At 60.7% G+C, this 17,649-nt stretch carries 13 protein-coding genes; 9 read left to right on the plus strand and 4 right to left on the minus strand.

Annotated elements, in window-relative coordinates:
- The first annotated feature begins 22 nt into the window (after window positions 1-22).
- The 6 genes from tsaE (at window position 23) to trxA (ending at window position 8,882) form a co-directional block, all read left to right on the plus strand.
- Window positions 23-553, plus strand: coding sequence for a tRNA (adenosine(37)-N6)-threonylcarbamoyltransferase complex ATPase subunit type 1 TsaE (gene tsaE, locus BUB72_RS12085; RefSeq protein ID WP_083588646.1), 531 nt, complete (start codon window positions 23-25; stop codon window positions 551-553).
- Window positions 550-1,566, plus strand: coding sequence for an aminoglycoside phosphotransferase family protein (locus BUB72_RS12090; protein WP_073144081.1), 1,017 nt, complete (start codon window positions 550-552; stop codon window positions 1,564-1,566). The genes tsaE and BUB72_RS12090 overlap by 4 nt, the downstream gene beginning before the upstream one ends.
- Window positions 1,559-2,254, plus strand: coding sequence for a nucleotidyltransferase family protein (locus BUB72_RS12095; protein ID WP_073144084.1), 696 nt, complete (start codon window positions 1,559-1,561; stop codon window positions 2,252-2,254). Before BUB72_RS12090 ends, BUB72_RS12095 begins: the two co-directional genes overlap by 8 nt.
- Window positions 2,247-5,162, plus strand: a complete 2,916-nt coding sequence (addB, locus tag BUB72_RS12100) for a double-strand break repair protein AddB (RefSeq protein ID WP_073144086.1) — start codon at window positions 2,247-2,249, stop codon at window positions 5,160-5,162. The genes BUB72_RS12095 and addB overlap by 8 nt, the downstream gene beginning before the upstream one ends.
- Window positions 5,159-8,497 carry a double-strand break repair helicase AddA gene (gene addA / locus BUB72_RS12105; RefSeq protein WP_073144088.1) on the plus strand — a complete coding sequence of 1,113 codons (3,339 nt, stop codon included), beginning with the start codon at window positions 5,159-5,161 and terminating at the stop codon, window positions 8,495-8,497. Before addB ends, addA begins: the two co-directional genes overlap by 4 nt.
- A gap of 64 nt (window positions 8,498-8,561) precedes the next feature.
- Window positions 8,562-8,882, plus strand: coding sequence for a thioredoxin (trxA, locus tag BUB72_RS12110; RefSeq protein ID WP_073144090.1), 321 nt, complete (start codon window positions 8,562-8,564; stop codon window positions 8,880-8,882).
- Window positions 8,883-8,955: 73 nt separating this feature from the next.
- Here the strand turns inward: trxA and BUB72_RS12115 are convergent, their stop codons facing one another.
- On the minus strand, window positions 8,956-10,272 hold the full coding sequence (locus BUB72_RS12115) for an ammonium transporter (protein WP_073144092.1): 1,317 nt from the start codon (window positions 10,270-10,272) through the stop codon (window positions 8,956-8,958).
- 13 nt (window positions 10,273-10,285) lie between these two features.
- Window positions 10,286-10,624 (minus strand): P-II family nitrogen regulator, encoded by a 339-nt coding sequence (locus tag BUB72_RS12120; RefSeq protein WP_073144095.1) that lies wholly within the window; start codon window positions 10,622-10,624, stop codon window positions 10,286-10,288.
- A gap of 258 nt (window positions 10,625-10,882) precedes the next feature.
- On the opposite strand from BUB72_RS12120, the gene BUB72_RS12125 reads away from it, so the two are divergent.
- Window positions 10,883-13,093, plus strand: coding sequence for a transglycosylase domain-containing protein (locus BUB72_RS12125; RefSeq protein ID WP_073144097.1), 2,211 nt, complete (start codon window positions 10,883-10,885; stop codon window positions 13,091-13,093).
- Here the strand turns inward: BUB72_RS12125 and BUB72_RS12130 are convergent.
- Window positions 13,090-13,683 carry an MlaC/ttg2D family ABC transporter substrate-binding protein gene (locus BUB72_RS12130; protein WP_083588662.1) on the minus strand — a complete coding sequence of 198 codons (594 nt, stop codon included), beginning with the start codon at window positions 13,681-13,683 and terminating at the stop codon, window positions 13,090-13,092. The genes BUB72_RS12125 and BUB72_RS12130 overlap by 4 nt on opposite strands.
- On the minus strand, window positions 13,676-14,428 hold the full coding sequence (locus BUB72_RS12135) for an MlaA family lipoprotein (RefSeq protein WP_073144102.1): 753 nt from the start codon (window positions 14,426-14,428) through the stop codon (window positions 13,676-13,678). The genes BUB72_RS12130 and BUB72_RS12135 overlap by 8 nt, the downstream gene beginning before the upstream one ends.
- A 184-nt stretch (window positions 14,429-14,612) precedes the next feature.
- On the opposite strand from BUB72_RS12135, the gene BUB72_RS12140 reads away from it, so the two are divergent.
- Together BUB72_RS12140 and BUB72_RS12145 are read left to right on the plus strand one after the other, a co-directional pair.
- Entirely contained in the window at window positions 14,613-16,349 is a 1,737-nt protein-coding gene (locus BUB72_RS12140) for a type I secretion system permease/ATPase (RefSeq protein ID WP_073144104.1), read from the plus strand.
- Window positions 16,346-17,647: an HlyD family type I secretion periplasmic adaptor subunit gene (locus tag BUB72_RS12145; RefSeq protein ID WP_073144106.1), complete on the plus strand. Its 1,302-nt coding sequence runs from the start codon at window positions 16,346-16,348 to the stop codon at window positions 17,645-17,647. The genes BUB72_RS12140 and BUB72_RS12145 overlap by 4 nt, the downstream gene beginning before the upstream one ends.
- Window positions 17,648-17,649: the final 2 nt, after the last annotated feature.

A 17,649-nucleotide genomic window follows, 5' to 3' on the forward strand; every position in this document is an offset into this window, starting at 1 on the left:
GGTTGGCGTAAGACTGCATCTCATGACGTCTCCCGCCCCCTCCCGACACAAAGCAGGCGCGCCGCGATCCGTTTGGACCGCCGATCTGGCTTCGCCGGACGCGACCGCCAGTTTGGCGCATGCCTTCGCGGCCATCGCAACGCCGGGCCTGTGCGTGTTGATCAACGGTCCTGTGGGCGCGGGCAAAAGCTTCTTCGCACGCAATGTTATCCAGACCCTGATGGCCCAGAAAGGCGCATTGGAAGATGTCCCGTCCCCGACTTTTACGCTGGTGCAGACCTATGAACTGGGGCCGCTGGACGTGTGGCATGCCGACCTCTACCGCCTGACAGATGCGGGTGAGTTGATCGAACTGGGGTTGGAGCAGGCGTTTGACAGCGCCTTGTGCCTGATTGAATGGCCGGACCGCTTGGGCAGCCTGCGCCCGGATGGCGCGGTGGAATTGACCATGACGCCCGACCCCAATCACCAAGACAGGCGGCATGTCAGGATTGACGGCCCGACCGATCTGATCACCCGCTTGTCCAGCGCCATGGAGATACCCCCCGAATGACCAAGACGCGGCAAGAGCAGGCGGAGCGTTTTATCGCCTCGACCGATTGGAGCGGTGCGGCACGCACGCCCTTGGCGGGCGATGCGTCAAACCGGAGATACGACCGTGTGCGCAAGGACGGCCTGCCGCCCGCAGTGCTGATGGACGCGGCCCCTGAACGAGGCGAAGACGTACGGCCATTCACTGCCATCGCGCGGCATTTGTCCGACATCGGGCTGAGCGCGCCGAGGATCTATGCGCAGGACGCAACGCACGGGTTTTTGCTGATCGAAGACCTTGGCGATGACCTTTTGGCGCGTGTTGTGAAGCGCCGTCCGGAGCTGGAAGCCCAGCTGTACCAAGCGGCCATCGACGCGCTGATCGTGGCGCAAAATGCGCCGCCACCGCCCCTTGCCCCCTACGACGCCGACGCGATGGCGGTCACCGCGATGCGGCTGCCGGACTGGTACCTTCCCCACGCGACCGGACAGTCGGTTCCCGATGCGCTGGCGTCAGAATATAACGCGCTTGTACGCGACATGCTGGACCGCCTTATGACGGGAAAGTCAGTGATGGTTCAACGCGATTACCACGCCGAAAACCTGCTTTGGCTGCCAGACCGTGACGGGGCGGCGCGTGTCGGCTTGCTGGATTTTCAGGATGCGATGCTGGGCCATCCGGCCTATGATCTGGCCTCCCTGCTCAAAGATGCGCGGCGTGATGTGGCGACGGATGTGCAGCAAGAAATGCTGGCCTATTACATCGCGCAGACAGGAGCTGATGCTGAGGCGTTCACCGCCGCCTATGCCGCGTGCTCGGCACAGCGCAACTTGCGGATCATCGGCGGCTTTGCCCGCCTTTGTGTTCGCGACGGCAAGCCGAACTATCCCGACATGATGCCGCGCGTTTGGGAAAATTTGATGGGCGACCTGAAGCACCCAGAGATTGCAGAACTGCGCGACTTTATCGAGACGCATGCCCCTGCGCCCAAAGCCGAGATTATCGCCCGCATCAAGGCTGCCGCCCATGGCTGATCCAACAGCCGCAATGGTGTTTGCCGCAGGGTTTGGCACGCGTATGGGGGATTTGACCCAGAACCGCCCAAAGCCGTTGATTGAGGTCGCGGGGCGGGCATTGCTGGACCATGCTTTGGACCTGACCGATGCGGCGGGGGTCAAAGCGGTGGTGAATGCCCATTACAAAGCAGACATGGTCGCCGCGCATGTGAAGGGCCGCCCCGACACAGAATTGCTGGTCGAGCAACCGGAGATACTCGACACAGGCGGCGGGTTGAAAGCGGCGCTACCGCATCTGGGCAACGCACCCGTTTTCACGCTGAATTCCGACGCCATCTGGGCGGGGCCAAGCCCGCTCGACTGCCTGCGCGAGGCGTGGCGCCCTGAGCAGATGGGCGCGTTGCTGCTGCTGGTCCCGTTGGAGCGCACGGTTGGCTACACCCGCGCCGGAAATTTCGCCACCGACGCGCAAGATCATCTAACACGCAGTTCCAGCGGCATGGTCTATACCGGCGCGCAGGTGCTTCATACGGGCGGGCTTGCAAAGATCACCGAGGCAAGTTTCTCGCTGAATGTGTTGTGGGACCAGATGCTGCCCGAACAACGCCTGTTTGGCGTGGAATATCCGGGCTATTGGGCGGATGTAGGCACCCCTGACGGCATCGGGCTGGCCGAGAAAATGCTGGAGCAACATGCCAATGTTTGACCCTTCCGACCACCCGCGCGTCTTTGCCCTGCCACCCGGAGTTGATTTTCCGGCGGCCTTGGTGCGCGGGTTACGTGACCGCATGAAAGACACCGCGCCGCATGACATGGCGCGGGTGGAGTTGTTCGTGAACACCGCCCGCATGCAGCGCCGCATCCGAGCATTATTTGCCCAACAAGACGCCAGTTTTCTGCCCAAACTGCGGCTGGTCACCGATCTGGGGCGCGATGGCATTGGCGCTGACCTTCCCGACGCGGTGAACCCGCTAGTGCGGCGGCTGGAACTGGCACAACTAGTACGCAAGCTGATCGAAGCCGAACGCGACTTCGCCGCCCGCGCGCATACGTTTGATCTGGCGGACAGTCTCGCTGCGTTGATGGAGGAAATGCAGGGCGAAGGCGTGCATCCCGACACGCTGGGGGAGCTGGATGTGGACCGCCACTCCGCCCATTGGGAACGGAGCCAGAAGTTCCTGAAACTGGTGACCAAGTTTTTCGCCTCGGACGCACCGCTGAATGCCGAAGCGCGGCAACGTGTCGTGGTGAATCGGTTGATCGCACGTTGGGCGGACACCCCCCCATCGCATCCAGTGATCATCGCGGGCTCGACCGGATCACGCGGCACCACGCGATTGCTGATGGAGGCGGTAGCGAAACTGCCGCAAGGCGCGTTGATCTTACCCGGATTCGACACTGATATGCCTGAAACCGTGTGGAACCAGCTGGACGATGATCTGGCCAGCGAGGACCATCCACAATACCGGTTTCATGCCTTGTTACGTGCGCTGGAGCTGACCAATGCCGAAGTGCCGCTTTGGGATGACACCCCACCCGCGAGCGCGGGACGGAATGCGTTGGTGTCGCTGGCTTTGCGCCCTGCGCCCGTGACGGACGAATGGCTGCTGGAAGGCCCTAAACTGCGTGATTTGGCCGAGGCGACCAGCAATGTGACCTTGATCGAAGCCCCCACCGCCCGCCACGAAGCGCTCGCCATTGCGTTGCGGTTGCGAAAGGCGGCGGAGGACGGCCAAAGCGCGGCGCTGATCTCTCCCGACCGGATGCTGACCCGTCAGGTCACCGCCGCGCTGCAACGCTGGGGGATTGAGCCTGACGACAGTGCGGGTATTCCGCTGCCTCAAACGCCAAGCGGGCGCATTTTGCGTCAGACGGCGGAACTGATGGGGCGCAAACTGCCCTCGGACAAGCTGCTGGCCTTGCTGAAACATCCCTTGGTGGCATCTGGCGAGCGCGGCGATCATCTGAAGCGCACCCGCGATCTGGAGCTTGAGCTGCTGCGGGGCGGCCCGCCCTTCCCCACCCGTGAGGAGGTTTTGGCATGGGCAGATAAGCGCAAGTCGGATGAAGGCATCCAAACATGGGTCGCCGGAGTTTGGGATGTTCTGGACGCCCTGGCGCACTGCACGACCGGCCCCCTGCCAGAACTGCTGGAAAGCCACATCGCATTGACCGAGCAACTGTGCGGCGCGGCGATGTGGGACAAACCCACTGGCGAGGAGGCGGCGAAAGCAGTGAGCGAACTGCGTGAAGCCGCCAGCGCCGGCGGCGAGATGTCCTGCGCTGATTATGGCGACCTTGTGCATTTTGTCCTGAACCGCCACGAGGTGCGCGACCCGAACGCACCGCATCCCGGCATCATGATCTGGGGGACGTTGGAAGCGCGGGTTCAAGGCTCTGACATGGTGATCCTTGCGGGGTTGAACGACGGCATTTGGCCGGAACTTCCCGGCCCCGACCCGTGGCTCAACCGACAGATGCGACGGGATGCAGGGCTTTTGCTGCCGGACCGGCGCATCGGGCTGTCAGCGCATGATTTCCAGCAAGCAATTGCGGCGCCGGACGTGTGGCTTACCCGTGCCAAACGCAACGCGGAGGCCGAAACAGTGCCATCCCGCTGGGTCAACCGGCTGACCAACCTGTTGGGTGGGCTGCAAGACGAAGGGAAGCCCGCCTTGGATGCGATGCGGGGGCGTGGAGCCGAATGGGTCGCGCTCGCCTCGGCACTGGATACGCCGCGCGGTGACGTGCCGCCCGCCAAGCGCCCCTCCCCGATACCGCCGCTAACCGCACGACCGAAAAAGCTACCGGTGACGCAGATCGAGACCCTGATCCGCGATCCTTACGCGGTTTATGCCCGCTATGTATTGAAGCTGCGCCCGCTGGATGCGCTCCACGCTTCTGCCGACGCGCCGTTGCGCGGGCTGGCGCTGCATGATGTATTGGACCGGTTCATTGACGAGACTGCCGCGCATTTGCCGGATGACGCGGTTCAGAAGCTGACCGATATGGCCGAAGAGGTCTTCGCGGAGATGGTGCCTTGGCCCGCGACCCGCGCCATGTGGCAAGCAAAGCTGGAGCGGGTCGCGCCGTGGTTCATCGAAACGGAACATCTGCGCCGCCAATATGCCCGCCCGCTGCTGCAAGAGGAGCGCGGTGCGGTGAAACTCGACGGGCTCGACTTTACGCTGGAAGGCCGTGCCGACCGGATTGACGAGGCCACAGACGGCGCGCTGTTCCTGTATGACTACAAGACCGGATCCCTGCCCACGAAGGCGCAACGTGACCACTTCAACAAGCAGCTTCCGCTGCTGGCAGCGATTGCTGACAAGGACGGTTTTGAGGGTCTAACAAGGCGTAAAGTGGTTGGTGCCGACTATATCGGCCTAGGCTCGGTTGCAAAGCAGGAGGGTGATCGCTTCGAGTTCGGCGATCTGGACAAAGTCTGGGATGAACTGACCGCATTGATCGGTGCCTATTTAGAACCGGACAAGGGATTTTCCTCCCGCCGCGCGGTGTTCGAGACCCGTTGGGAACAGAATTACGACCACCTCGCCCGCTTTGGCGAATGGGACGAAACCGATGAGGCCTTCGCGCAGGAGGTGGGCCAATGAAGCGGGACGCGGCCACGCAGGCGCAGGTTGCAGCAGCCAACCCGAAGGCATCGACATGGCTCGCCGCTAATGCGGGATCCGGCAAAACGCGGGTGCTGACCGACCGCGTGGCGCGGTTGCTGCTGGACGGCGTGCCGCCGCAACGGATTTTGTGTCTAACCTATACCAAAGCGGCGGCGTCGGAGATGCAGAACCGCCTGTTCCAGCGATTGGGCGATTGGGCGATGATGCCAGACGCGAAGCTACGGGAAAGCCTGACGGCTTTGGGCGCGGAAGACATCGCGCCGGACGTGCTGTCGGAGGCACGTCGGCTGTTCGCCAAGGCGATCGAGACACCGGGCGGGTTGAAAATCCAGACCATCCACTCGTTCTGCGCGTCCCTATTGCGGCGTTTTCCGCTGGAAGCTGGCGTATCTCCGGCGTTTACCGAAATGGACGACCGCGCGGCCAAAGCCTTGCGCGAAGACGTGATGGAAGAGGTAGCATTACAAGACCCCGACGCCATGGCCGCCTTCGCGCAACATTTCAGCGGAGCGGAAGTGGACGGGTTCCTGCAAGAGCTGCTTGGGCGCAAGGAGCTGTTTGACAGTGCCGCCACGGACGCTGACCTGCGTGCTGCGGGCGGGTTGGGCTCAGGTGTAACCGAAGCGGTCGTTTTAGAGTCTGTATTCCATGGGAATGAGGCTGCGATGCTGCGCGATGTGGCGGCGGTGCTGCAAAGCTGCACCGGCAAGAGTGATATGCAGCTTGGGCAGAGCTTGGCTATGCTGGATTGCTCCACGCCAAGCTTGGCGCTCCTGACGCAGTTGGAAAAGCTGTTCCTGTCCGCGTCCGGCAAATCGGAAGGATTGCCGAAGCTACATCCACCGACCAAAGGCGCGAAAGAGGCGTTTGGGGCATTGTTAGACCCTTTTGACGCCCTTCGAATGCGCGTATCCGAGGCGCGACCGATACGGCAGGCACTGGCTGCGCACGCGCGCAATCTGGCGCTGCATAAATTTGCGCAGGCCTATCTGCCTCGTTTGGACTCCCTTAAGCAGTCCCATGCATGGCTGGATTTCGACGACCTGATTTTGAAAGCCCGCGGGCTGTTGACCGATCCAAGCGTCGCGGCGTGGGTGCTGTTCCGTCTGGATGGTGGAATCGACCACATTCTGGTGGACGAGGCGCAGGACACCGCCCCGCGCCAATGGGATGTGGTGCGCCTGCTGGCGCAGGAATTTACCGCGGGCCAAGGCGCACGCGCGGATACTGAACGGACGATTTTCGTGGTGGGCGACCAGAAGCAGTCTATCTACTCGTTCCAAGGCGCGGATCCCGACGCGTTCGAAGCGATGCGTGCCCATTTCGACGAGGCGCTGACCGCCATCGGGCAGCCTTTGCAACGACAGGACTTGTTGCACTCATTCCGGTCTTCTAGGGCGGTTTTGGGTCTGGTGGATGCCAGCTTCACCGGCGATCTGATGCGCGGCATGGGCGGCCGGGTGGAGCATGTGGCCTTCAAACAAGACCTGCCCGGACGGGTCGATCAGTGGGACTGGATCGACGAGACCGAGAAAGCCGAGAAGAAGGACTGGTTTGATCCGGTTGATACTGTGGGCGACGACCACCATTCGGTTCTGCTGGCGCGCCAGATTGCGGCGACAATCAAGGACCGCTTGCTGCACGGTCAGATCACCGAAGTGAAGCGCGTGGACGGGCGTGATGTGCAGGAAACCCGCCGGATCATGGCGGGGGATTTCCTGATCCTCGTGCAGCGCAGATCGACCCTGTTCCACGAGATTATCCGCGCTTGTAAGGATGCAGGCCTGCCTATGGCGGGCGCGGACCGGCTTCGGATCGGGGCGGAGCTTGGGGTGAAAGACCTGACCGCACTGATGCGCTATCTGGCGACGCCGGAGGATGATTTGTCGCTGGCCGCCGTGCTGCGCTCCCCCTTATGCGGGCTGTCGGAAGGGGAGTTGTTCGACCTTGCCCATGGACGCCCAAATTATCTGACGCGCGCTTTGGAGGAGCAGAAAGACCGCTTTGCGCATGTGAGCGAGATGCTGCGTGATCTGCGAAACAGTGCGGACTACCTGCGCCCGTACGACCTGCTGGAGCGGGTGCTGACCCGCCACAATGGCCGCGAAAAATTGCTGGCGCGTCTGGGGATCGAGGCGGACGAAGGTATCGCCGCGCTGCTGGATCAGGCGATGGCGTATGAGCGGGCGGACATCCCGTCACTGACAGGTTTTCTGGAATGGCTGGCCCGCGACGAGGTAACGATCAAGCGTCAGATGGACAGCGCCGGCGACGCCATTCGGGTGATGACGGTGCACGGGGCCAAGGGGCTGGAAGCGCCGATCGTGATCTTGCCGGATACGGGGCAGGTGCGGAACTCGGTCCGTGATGACGTGCTGAACCGCGACGGGGTGGCCTTGTGGAAGGCCAAGTCCGACGACATGCCACCTGCGCAGGTAGAGTTGAGCGACGAGATCAAGAAGCGCCAGCGCGAGGAGCGGATGCGGCTGCTCTATGTGGCAATGACACGCGCGGAAAGCTGGCTGATTATCTGTGGCGCGGGCAAACCTGCGAAGCTGGAGGATGGCGGCTGGTATGCGGTGGCCGAGGCCGGAATGGCCAAGGCGGGCGTGGTAGACGGGCGATTGGCGCATTTGAACTGGCCCGATGATCTGCCCCGCCGCGAGGCCGAGGCGAAACCCGAACGCGCGGCCCTGCCCGCTTGGGTGGAGACCAAAGCCCCGACCGTCGCGCCAACGCCAGAACCCTTATCGCCATCTAAGTTTGAAGGCGCAAAGGCGCTGCCCGATCCGAGTGGCGCGGCCTTGTCGGAAGAGGATGCCAAGGCGCGGGGAACAGCGCTGCACCGCTTGTTTGAGCATTTGCCCCATGCTGCTGACCCGATGGATTTGGCCAATCGCTTGGGTCGATATGGCCCGAATGAGGAAGACCTGTACCCGTTGGCGCAGGCGGTTCTGGGCGATCCGTCCTTGGCCCATATCTTCGCGGATGGCACTTTGGCGGAGGTCACATTGACCGCAAAGCTGCCCTCGCTTGGCGGGCAGGTGGTTTTGGGTACGATCGACCGGTTGATCATCGAAGACGACCGAATCCTTGCCGTGGATTTCAAGTCAAACGTGGTCCTGCCCGACACGGCAGAAAAAACACCGACAGGGATTCTGTCGCAGATGGGGGCGTATCTGGAGATGCTGGAGCAGCTCTATCCGCAAAAATCTGTAGAGGTGGCAATCCTTTGGACGCAATCCGCGCAGCTTATGACGCTTCCGCACGACATCGTGAGGTGCGCACTGGTCGCAGCCCATACATCTTGACGTGCGGTGCGGGGCTACCTAGGTTCCAACCAACGCAAATCTCATTCAGTTTGGAGGGCTAAATATGGCCACCGTCGCAGTCACCGATGCAACTTTTGACGCCGAAGTACGCAACTCGGACATCCCGGTCATGGTCGATTTTTGGGCCGAATGGTGTGGCCCTTGCAAGCAAATCGGCCCAGCTCTGGAAGAATTGTCCGCCGAATACGAAGGTAAGGTGAAAATCGTCAAAGTTAACGTCGACGAGAACCCGAATTCCGCAGCCGCCGTTGGCGTCCGCTCCATTCCGGCATTATTCATGTTCAAAGACGGCGAAGTCGTCTCCAACAAAGTTGGCGCTGCTCCGAAATCAGCGTTTGAAGGCTGGATCAAAGAGACCGTCTAGTTCGGTTTTCAGTTAGAAACAGGAAAGGGCGCAGCCAGATGGCCGCGCCCTTTTTTTATCTCGTCGTAGATGCCTAGTTGGTGAACTCTGGATAGGCCTCCATACCCAGCTCTGCCATATCGAGCCCCATGACTTCGTCTTCCTCGGATACGCGGATACCGATGGTCGACTTGAGGATGAACCAGATGGCGCCGGACACGATGAAGGTAAACGCACCCACCACAAGGATCGAATAGAGCTGCGTGCCGATGCTGGCGTCGCCGTTTGTAAAGACCACAGCGATAGTTCCCCAGATACCTGCCATCAAGTGCACCGGAATCGCACCGACAACATCGTCGATTTTCAGCTTGTCGAGGAAGGGCACCGCGAAGACCACGATTACCCCACCGACAGCACCAATCAGGGTCGCTGCGCCCAAGCTCGGGGTCAGTGGTTCCGCCGTGATGGAAACCAGACCGGCCAACGCGCCGTTCAGCACCATGGTCAGGTCGACCTTCTTATAGAGCAGTTGCGTCAGCAGCAGTGCAGCGACAGCGCCACCGGCAGCAGCCGTGTTGGTGTTGGCGAAGATGCGGCTGATGTCGCCCACATTGCCCGCGGTGTTCATGTAAAGCTGCGAGCCGCCGTTGAAGCCGAACCAGCCGAGCCACAGGATGAACGTGCCAAGCGTGGCCAGTGGCAGGTTGGAGCCCATGAAAGGCACCGTGCGTCCGTCCTTGTATTTGCCCAGACGTGGCCCGAGGATCAAAGCGCCTGCAAGTGCTGCCCAGCCCCCGACGGAGTGCACGACCGTGGAGCCTGCGAAGTCGAGGAAGCCCATGCCGTCAAGGAAGCCACCGCCCCATTTCCAAGAGGCCTGGATAGGGTAGATGAACGCGGTCAGCGCGATCACGAAGAACAGGAAGGGCCACAGCTTGATACGCTCGGCCAATGTACCGGACACAATAGACGCGGTGGTGGCGCAGAACATCAACTGGAAGAAGAAGTCGGAGCCGACTGAAGCGTAGGTCAGGTCAGGCGTTGCCCCTTCAAGACCCACAGGTTCCAGCGAGGCCATCGAGAAGGCCCCGATGATGCCGTCAATGGACCAGCCATCACCAGGATACATCAGGTTGTAGCCGATAAGGTAATAAGCAATCGCCGCCAGCGAGAACAGCGCGATGTTCTTAGTGAGCTGCATTGCCACGTTTTTGGAGCGGACCAGACCTGCCTCCAGCATGGCGAAACCTGCCGCCATCCAGAACACCAGAAAGCCCGCGACAAGGAACATGAAGGTGTTGAAGATAAAGCCGACTTCCGTGCTGACCGGCAGGGTTTCGGCGTCTTGGGCGAAGCCCGTCGTTGGCAGCGCGATCAGCGTGGCAACGGTTAGAATTTGAGTGAGTTTCATGTGTTGGGTTCCCTTACAACGCATCTTCGTTGGTTTCGCCGGTGCGCACGCGCACAGCCTGCGTCACGTCCAGCACGAGGATTTTGCCATCCCCGATCTTGTCGGTCCGCGCGGTGTTGGCGATGGTCTCGACCACTTGGTCGGCCATGGCGGCGGTCACCGCGATCTCCAGCTTGACCTTTGGCACAAAGTTCACGGCGTATTCCGCGCCACGGTAAATTTCGGTGTGACCGGACTGAGAGCCGAAGCCCTTAATCTCGGTCACCATCATCCCGCGCACGCCGATGGCGGTCAGCGCCTCGCGAACCTCCTCCAACTTGAACGGCTTGATTGCTGCAATGATCAGTTTCACTGTCTTCCCCTTCGATTTCGCCCTGATACGCAGGGCAGGTCTGAAAGCAAGACAGCGAGGAAGCGGGGCGCGCAGCAATGTTTCCCGCCGCGATTTCAGAGAAAATGCTGCCATGCGGCATGAATTTTTGCACAATTTTTAACCGATGCCTACGAATTGGGCACAATTGAGACGTGCTCTGCGCAGACTTCCTCTCCACATCTGCAACAAGCCGCCCTATATTGACCCGAACAAAAAGCAGCCTTGAAGCGCAGGTACATGAGCAATTCCGGACGTAAAAAGCCCCCATTGGTGGCAGAAAAGCGCTATTCCAAGGCGCCCGCAGCGAAGCCGAAACCCAAGGCCAAGCCGAAGCCCCGCGTGACCAAGCGCAAGGCCGCACCGCGCAAACGTGGCGTGATCGGGTGGATTTTGTTCCCGTTTGTCTGGACCTTCCGGCTGATCTGGCGGCTGACATGGCGGATCACCGCCGTCGCCGCGATTCTGCTGGCGGCTGCCGTGGCCTATACCTATGCGCAACTGCCTCCGGTCGAGGAATTGCTGGACGGGCGGACCCGCGGCTCGGTCACGGTGCTGGACCGCGAAAACGTGGTTTTCGCATGGCGCGGTGACAATTTCGGCGGCGCGGTCCGCGCGGAATCCGTGGCGCCTGCGTTGAAGAACGCCGTGGTCGCGACCGAGGACAAGCGGTTCTACTGGCATCTGGGCATCTCGCCCCGTGGTGTCGCATCGGCGATGCGCATCAACATGCGCGAGGGGCGCAAACCGTGGAAAGGCAACGGCGGCTCTACCCTGACGCAACAAACGGCCAAGCTGCTATGCCTTGGTGTGAAGTTTGACCCCTCCAAGTGGAAGAACGAAACGGAGTACGAATCCGACTGCCGCCGCACCACTTTGGCTCGCAAAGGCAAGGAAGCGCTCTACGCGCTGGCGATGGAAGCCAAGTATTCAAAGAACGACATCCTGTCGATCTACCTGAACCGCGCCTATCTGGGCAGCGGCGCACGCGGGTTCGAGGCCGCATCGCAAATCTATTTCGGCAAACACGCCGCCAAAGTCAGCGTGCCGGAAGCCGCAATGCTGGCGGGCTTGCTGAAAGCCCCGTCCACCTATGCGCCGACCAACAATCTGCAACGCGCCCAAGACCGCGCGGCGACAGTGCTGAAACTGATGCGTGAGCAGGATTACATTACCTCCTCCGACGAGGCTGCGGCAAATGCCACCCCTGCGACCCTGTCCAAAGCCGCGCAAGCGCGGGCCGGTGGATATTTCGTGGACTGGGTGATGGACACCGCGCCCGACTTTCTGGCGAACGATACGACCGAAGACGTTATGATCCGCTCGACATTCGACACGCGCCTGCAAAAGGCCGCGGAAGACGCGCTGGATTACATCTTCGAAGAAAAAGTGCGCGAAGGCTCCGAGGCGCAGGCCGCGATTGTGGTCATGTCCGCCGATGGCGCAGTGCGCGCCATGGTGGGTGGACGTCAGGCCAAGGTCTCCGGCGCATTCAATCGCGCGGTGCAGGCCAAGCGGCAAACCGGATCGGCGTTCAAGCCATTCGTTTATGCCGCCGCGATGGATTTGGGCTTCCAGTATGACAGCATCGTGGTGGATGAACCCTTCACTATCAACGTCCCCGGCTCGGGCCCCTACACGCCGAAGAACTACACACGCAACTTCAAAGGCGAAATGACGCTGACCGATGCGCTGGCGCAGTCCATAAACACCGTGGCCGTTAAAGTGTCCGAAGCCGTGGGCCGTGACAACGTGCGCGATGTGGCCGAAAGATTCGGCATCGACAATGAGTTGGCCGCCGGCCCCGCGCTGGCGCTTGGTGCGTCTGAAAGCACGTTGCTGGAGATGACGGGGGCCTATGCGGGCATCCTGAATGGCGGGCGTGCAGTGTCGCCATACGGCATCCGCGAGCTGCGCCTGAAAGGCGACCAGGAAGCGCTGTTCGGCCAAGGCGGCGGTTACGGCGAGCGGGTTATCACAGAGAGCGCCGCGCAGCAGCTGACATATATGATGTACCGCGTCGTCAATGACGGCACGGGACGGCGCGCCAAACTGGGCGACCGCGAAGTCGCGGGCAAGACCGGCACCACAAGTGCTGCAAAGGATGCGTGGTTCATCGGTTTCACCGCGCAATATGTGGTCGGCGTCTGGATGGGCTATGACGACAACACCCCGCTGAAAGGTGTGACCGGCGGAGGATTGCCGGCGGAGATCTGGAAAGAGACCATGGTGCGCGTCACGGACGGCCTTCCGGCGGAACCGCTGCCGATGATCCGCCCCGCCAACCCGCCCCGCGTCACGCGGCCAGAACCCGTGCAACAACCACAAGTGGCACAGCGACCACGCGGAAACGGTGGCAACACGCAAGGCAACCAAAATCTGGAGAACGTCACCGAGCAGATCATCCGCGATGTGGGCAATCTGCTCGGGAAGCTGTTAGGCGGGAATTAACCCAGCTTTTTGAGGTCGGCGGTCAACGCGCCAATATCGCCGCGCCGCTTGTCGAGCATGGCACCGATTTCGGCCCGCTCGGAGGTAAGCGTATTCACGCCTTCAATGATGATATTGAAGATTTTCGGGCTGCCAGATTTATCGGACACCAGCCAAGTTACCTTGAACGGCGCAGAGCCGCGCAGCTTGGCGGTGGACTGAACCTCCACGTTGCTTTTGGAAGCACGGGAGCCTTCGACGATGATTTGACCACCGACGAACTCGTTGAAACGCTTGCCGTATTTGCGCGTGAAGTAGCCCTTGAAGGCGGCCACAAAAGCCGACACTTCGGCCTTGCTGGCGCTACGACGTGCTGGACCAAGCGTTGTCAGCGCGATGATGTTCACATCAGCGTAACGGTCGAAGACACGTTCGAAATCACGCAACATCGCATTCCCGGACTTGCCCGAAGCGATGATCTTGTTGATGTCGCCGACCGCGTTCTCGACAAGCTTTTCGGCAGCAGGGCCGGAAATCGCGAAGGCGGGAAGGGGAAACGTCAGCGCAGCAAGGCTGGCGACAAACGCGCGACGGGAAAAGAGGTTATTCATTACCATAGACGGCCTCATAGGGGTCAATATAGTCCGGCTGCGCCCCGCCCGAGAGCTTGAAGCGCCGGTTTTGCAGATACAGAAGCCGCGCCTGTGCGTAGCTGTCTTCGCTTTCATATAGAACAGAGTCTACCAAATCTGAATAGCGGTAGCGATCACCAAACCGTGCGGCCACGCTGGCCCCGGTTCCAGCGCTTCGCAGCGGGCCTTCAACGCCGAAATTCAGCGGGTTCATCAGAATGTCGACAACACGACCAGCGGCATGACGCTCGGTCGAGGGACCAATGAGCGGAAGCTCCAGATATGCCCCCTCAGGCGCGCCCCAGACATGCAGTGTCTCGCCGAAATCTGTGCGTCTGTTTTCCAAACCGGCCTCTGTCGCCACATCCAGCAAACCACCGAACCCCAACATCGTATTCATAAGGAAACGGAAGGTGTTGTGGCCTGCATTCTCGATGCGGAATTGCAGCAGGTTGTTGAGCACCTGCCCCGGCATGTTCAGGTTTGACGCAAAGTTCGACACGCCCGTGCGCACAGGAGACGGTACCACAGAGCCGTAGCCGTTCGACGCAGGACGCACCAAGGCTTTGTCCAAAGCACGGTTCGTGGCGTGGGTGTCACGGTTTTGCTGTTCAATCGGGTCGTCAATCCCGACGCCAATAGGCGCAGCGGTGCAACCGGCGACAGCCGCAGCCACCAACACGACAGCAGCGTGCTTCAGCAGTACTTGTGCAAATTTTGTCATCTTGCCCCCATCAGGGTCGTCTTTAAGTCCAAGTGTCGCGCTATATGAGACGATGTTATAAAGTTCCAGATGTTCAAGTCACGACCTCTCAATCTTTTGTGGATAGAGGATTGAAAGGCACAATCCGCCGCAGAATTCACAATGCACTGGCGCGAGACAGTAAAAATGGGGTTAAAACTTTCGCATGAGAAGAGAGCAAAATCACCTTGGCCGGGCTGAACTAACCGCCGCGCGCCGCGAGAGCCGCCCACTATTCGTCGCGGCCTTCATTTTCAGCATCTTTGTTAACCTCCTGATGTTAACTGGCCCGCTTTACATGCTGCAGGTCTATGACCGTGTCCTCGGCTCCCGCTCCGAGGAAACACTCGTCGCCCTCTCAATCCTTGTGGTGTTCCTTTACGCTATGATGGGCATTTTGGATTATGCCCGCGGGCGCATCCTATCACGGATCGGCGCGCGGTTTCAGGACAAACTCGACCGCCGCGTCTTTTCCGCGATGCAACGCAAATCCAACCTTGCCCCGCAATCAGGCGACAACAACACCGGCTTGCGCGATCTGGAATCGGTACAGACCCTGCTGTCCTCGCCAGCATTGCTGGCCTTGTTCGACATGCCATGGACGCCGTTTTTCGTTGCCGCCATTTTCATCTTTCACCCATGGTTGGGATATCTGGCCGTCGCCGGTGGCACGCTTCTGGTGATCCTGACATTGGTCAACCAGCGCACCACCCGACAGCCACAACTGGAAGCCGGAATTTCCGGCCTGCAAGCAAATCGGCTATCCGACGAAATCATGGAAGAAACCGAAGTCATCGCAGGCCTTGGAATGCGAGGGGCCAGCTTTGACCGCTGGCAAAAGTTCCGCTCGGAATCCTTGCAAAAATCCATCCTGAAAGCCGACCGCGCGGGCGCGATCAGCGCCACCACCAAGACGCTACGGCTGTTCTTGCAGTCCGCAATGCTTGGCCTTGGTGCCTATCTGGTGCTCCAAAACGAAATGACGGCGGGCGCAATGATCGCGGGCTCTATCCTGTTAGGCCGCGCACTTGCACCGATCGAAATGGCAATCGGGCAATGGGCCTTGGTGCAACGCGCTTTGATGGGATGGGACAGCCTCAAGGCGTTGCTATCCGAGGTTGCCGTTCTGCCGCCCCGCACCCCGCTGCCGCGCCCCGAGGCACATCTGCGCGGCGAACAGGTCACCGTTATTCCACCGGGCGAAAAGCAGGCCACATTGCGCATGGTGTCGTTCGATCTGCCAGCTGGTCAGGCCATGGGCGTGATCGGGCCGTCCGGTGCGGGCAAGTCCACGCTGGCAAAGGCGCTGACGGGCATCTGGCCGACTGTGGGTGGCAAAATCCGCCTTGGCGGGGCCGCGCTGGACCAATACGACCCTGACACGTTGGGAAGCCATATCGGCTATCTGCCGCAGAAAGTGACCCTGTTTGACGGCACGATCGGCGAAAATATCGCGCGACTGCAAGCCAACGCCGATCCTGAGGCAATCATCAAGGCCGCGCAAAAGGCGGACGCCCATGATCTGATCCTGCGCCAGCCGAACGGCTACGACACGCATATCTCGGCCACGCGCGGGCGCATGTCCGGCGGCGAGTTGCAGCGCATCGGGTTGGCCCGCGCGCTGTTCGGGGAGCCGGTTTTGCTGGTGCTGGACGAGCCGAACTCCAACCTCGACAATGACGGATCGCTCGCCCTGAACACCGCCATCCGCGCGATGAAGGCGGACGGTGGGTCGATCATCATCATGGCCCATCGCCCGTCCGCCATATCTGAATGCGAGCTTTTGATGGTTCTGGAGCAAGGCCAGCGCCGCGCCTTCGGCCCCCGCGACGAGGTCCTGCGCGGCACGGTTGCAAACCATGAGGCCATTGCCAAAAAGTCCGGACCGGGAGGCGTGTCATGAGTGACGCAAACAAATGGTCCGCCCGCACCCCCGTCAGCATCGGCCTGCTAGCCCTAGTGGTCTTGCTGGGCGGCTTCGGTCTATGGGCGGTGGAGGCCAACATCTCTGGCGCAATTATCGCGCCGGGGCGCATCGAGGTCGACCAAAACCGTCAGGTGCTACAACACCCAGACGGCGGTGTGGTCGCCGCGGTGCCGGTGCGCGAAGGGGATCGCGTTAAAAAGGGCGATTTACTGGTCAAACTGGACGACACGCGTCTGCGCTCCGAATTGTTGATCGTCGAAGGGCAGCTGTTTGAAATCCTTGCACGGAATGGCCGGTTGAAGGCTGAACGTGACGAAAAGGCTGAGATCAGGTTTGACCCGCTGCTTCTGGACGCCGCACAACGCCGCCCGCAACTTCTGGAACTGATCGACGGGCAACAACTACTATTCGAAACGCGCGTGTCTTCCGCGAACCAAGCGATCGAGCAGCTTGAAAAACGCAAGGCTCAAATCGACAATCAGGTGGACGGAGTCCGCGCGCAACAACAAGCGCTGGAGACCCAGCTGGACTTGCTGCAAGAAGAACTACTGACCCAGCAAGGCCTGCTCGACAAAGGTTTGGCGCAATCCAGCCGCGTATTGGCGCTGCGCCGTGAAGATGCGCGGCTGCGTGGGACGGTAGGTGAACTGACGGCCTCTGCCGCCGAAAACGAAGGTCGCATCACCGAGATCGACCTCGAAATCCTGCGCCTTGCCACCCAGCGCAAGGAAGAGGCGATCACCCAGCTACGCGACCTGCAATACCGCGAATTTGAACTGCGCGAACAACGCCTGTCTTTGCAAGAGCGCCTGTCGCGACTTGATATCACCGCACCAGTTTCAGGGCTGATTTTCGGCCTCACGGTCTTTGCAGAACGCGCCGTTATCAAACCTGCCGAAGCGCTGATGTTTATCGTGCCGCAAGACCGCCCGATGGTGATCACCGGTGAAATAGAGCCGATCCATGTGGACGAAGTCTATCTGGGCCAAGACGTCACCCTGCGCTTCGCCACCTTTGATGCTCGCACCACGCCGGAGGTGTTCGGCACCGTTTCGTCCATCTCTGGCGATGCGTTCCGCGACGAGGCAACGGGCCGCAGCTTCTACCGAGTCGAGATGACTTTGAAAGAGGGCGAGATCGACCGCTTGGGCGATGTAGATCTTGTACCGGGCATGCCAGTGGACGGATTCATCCGAACCGCCGACAGATCACCGATGACATATCTGCTGAAACCTTTTACCGATTACTTCAATCGCGCCTTCCGCGAGACCTAAAC

It is taken from the genome of Litoreibacter ascidiaceicola, assembly GCF_900129235.1.
GTDB lineage: Bacteria > Pseudomonadota > Alphaproteobacteria > Rhodobacterales > Rhodobacteraceae > Litoreibacter > Litoreibacter ascidiaceicola.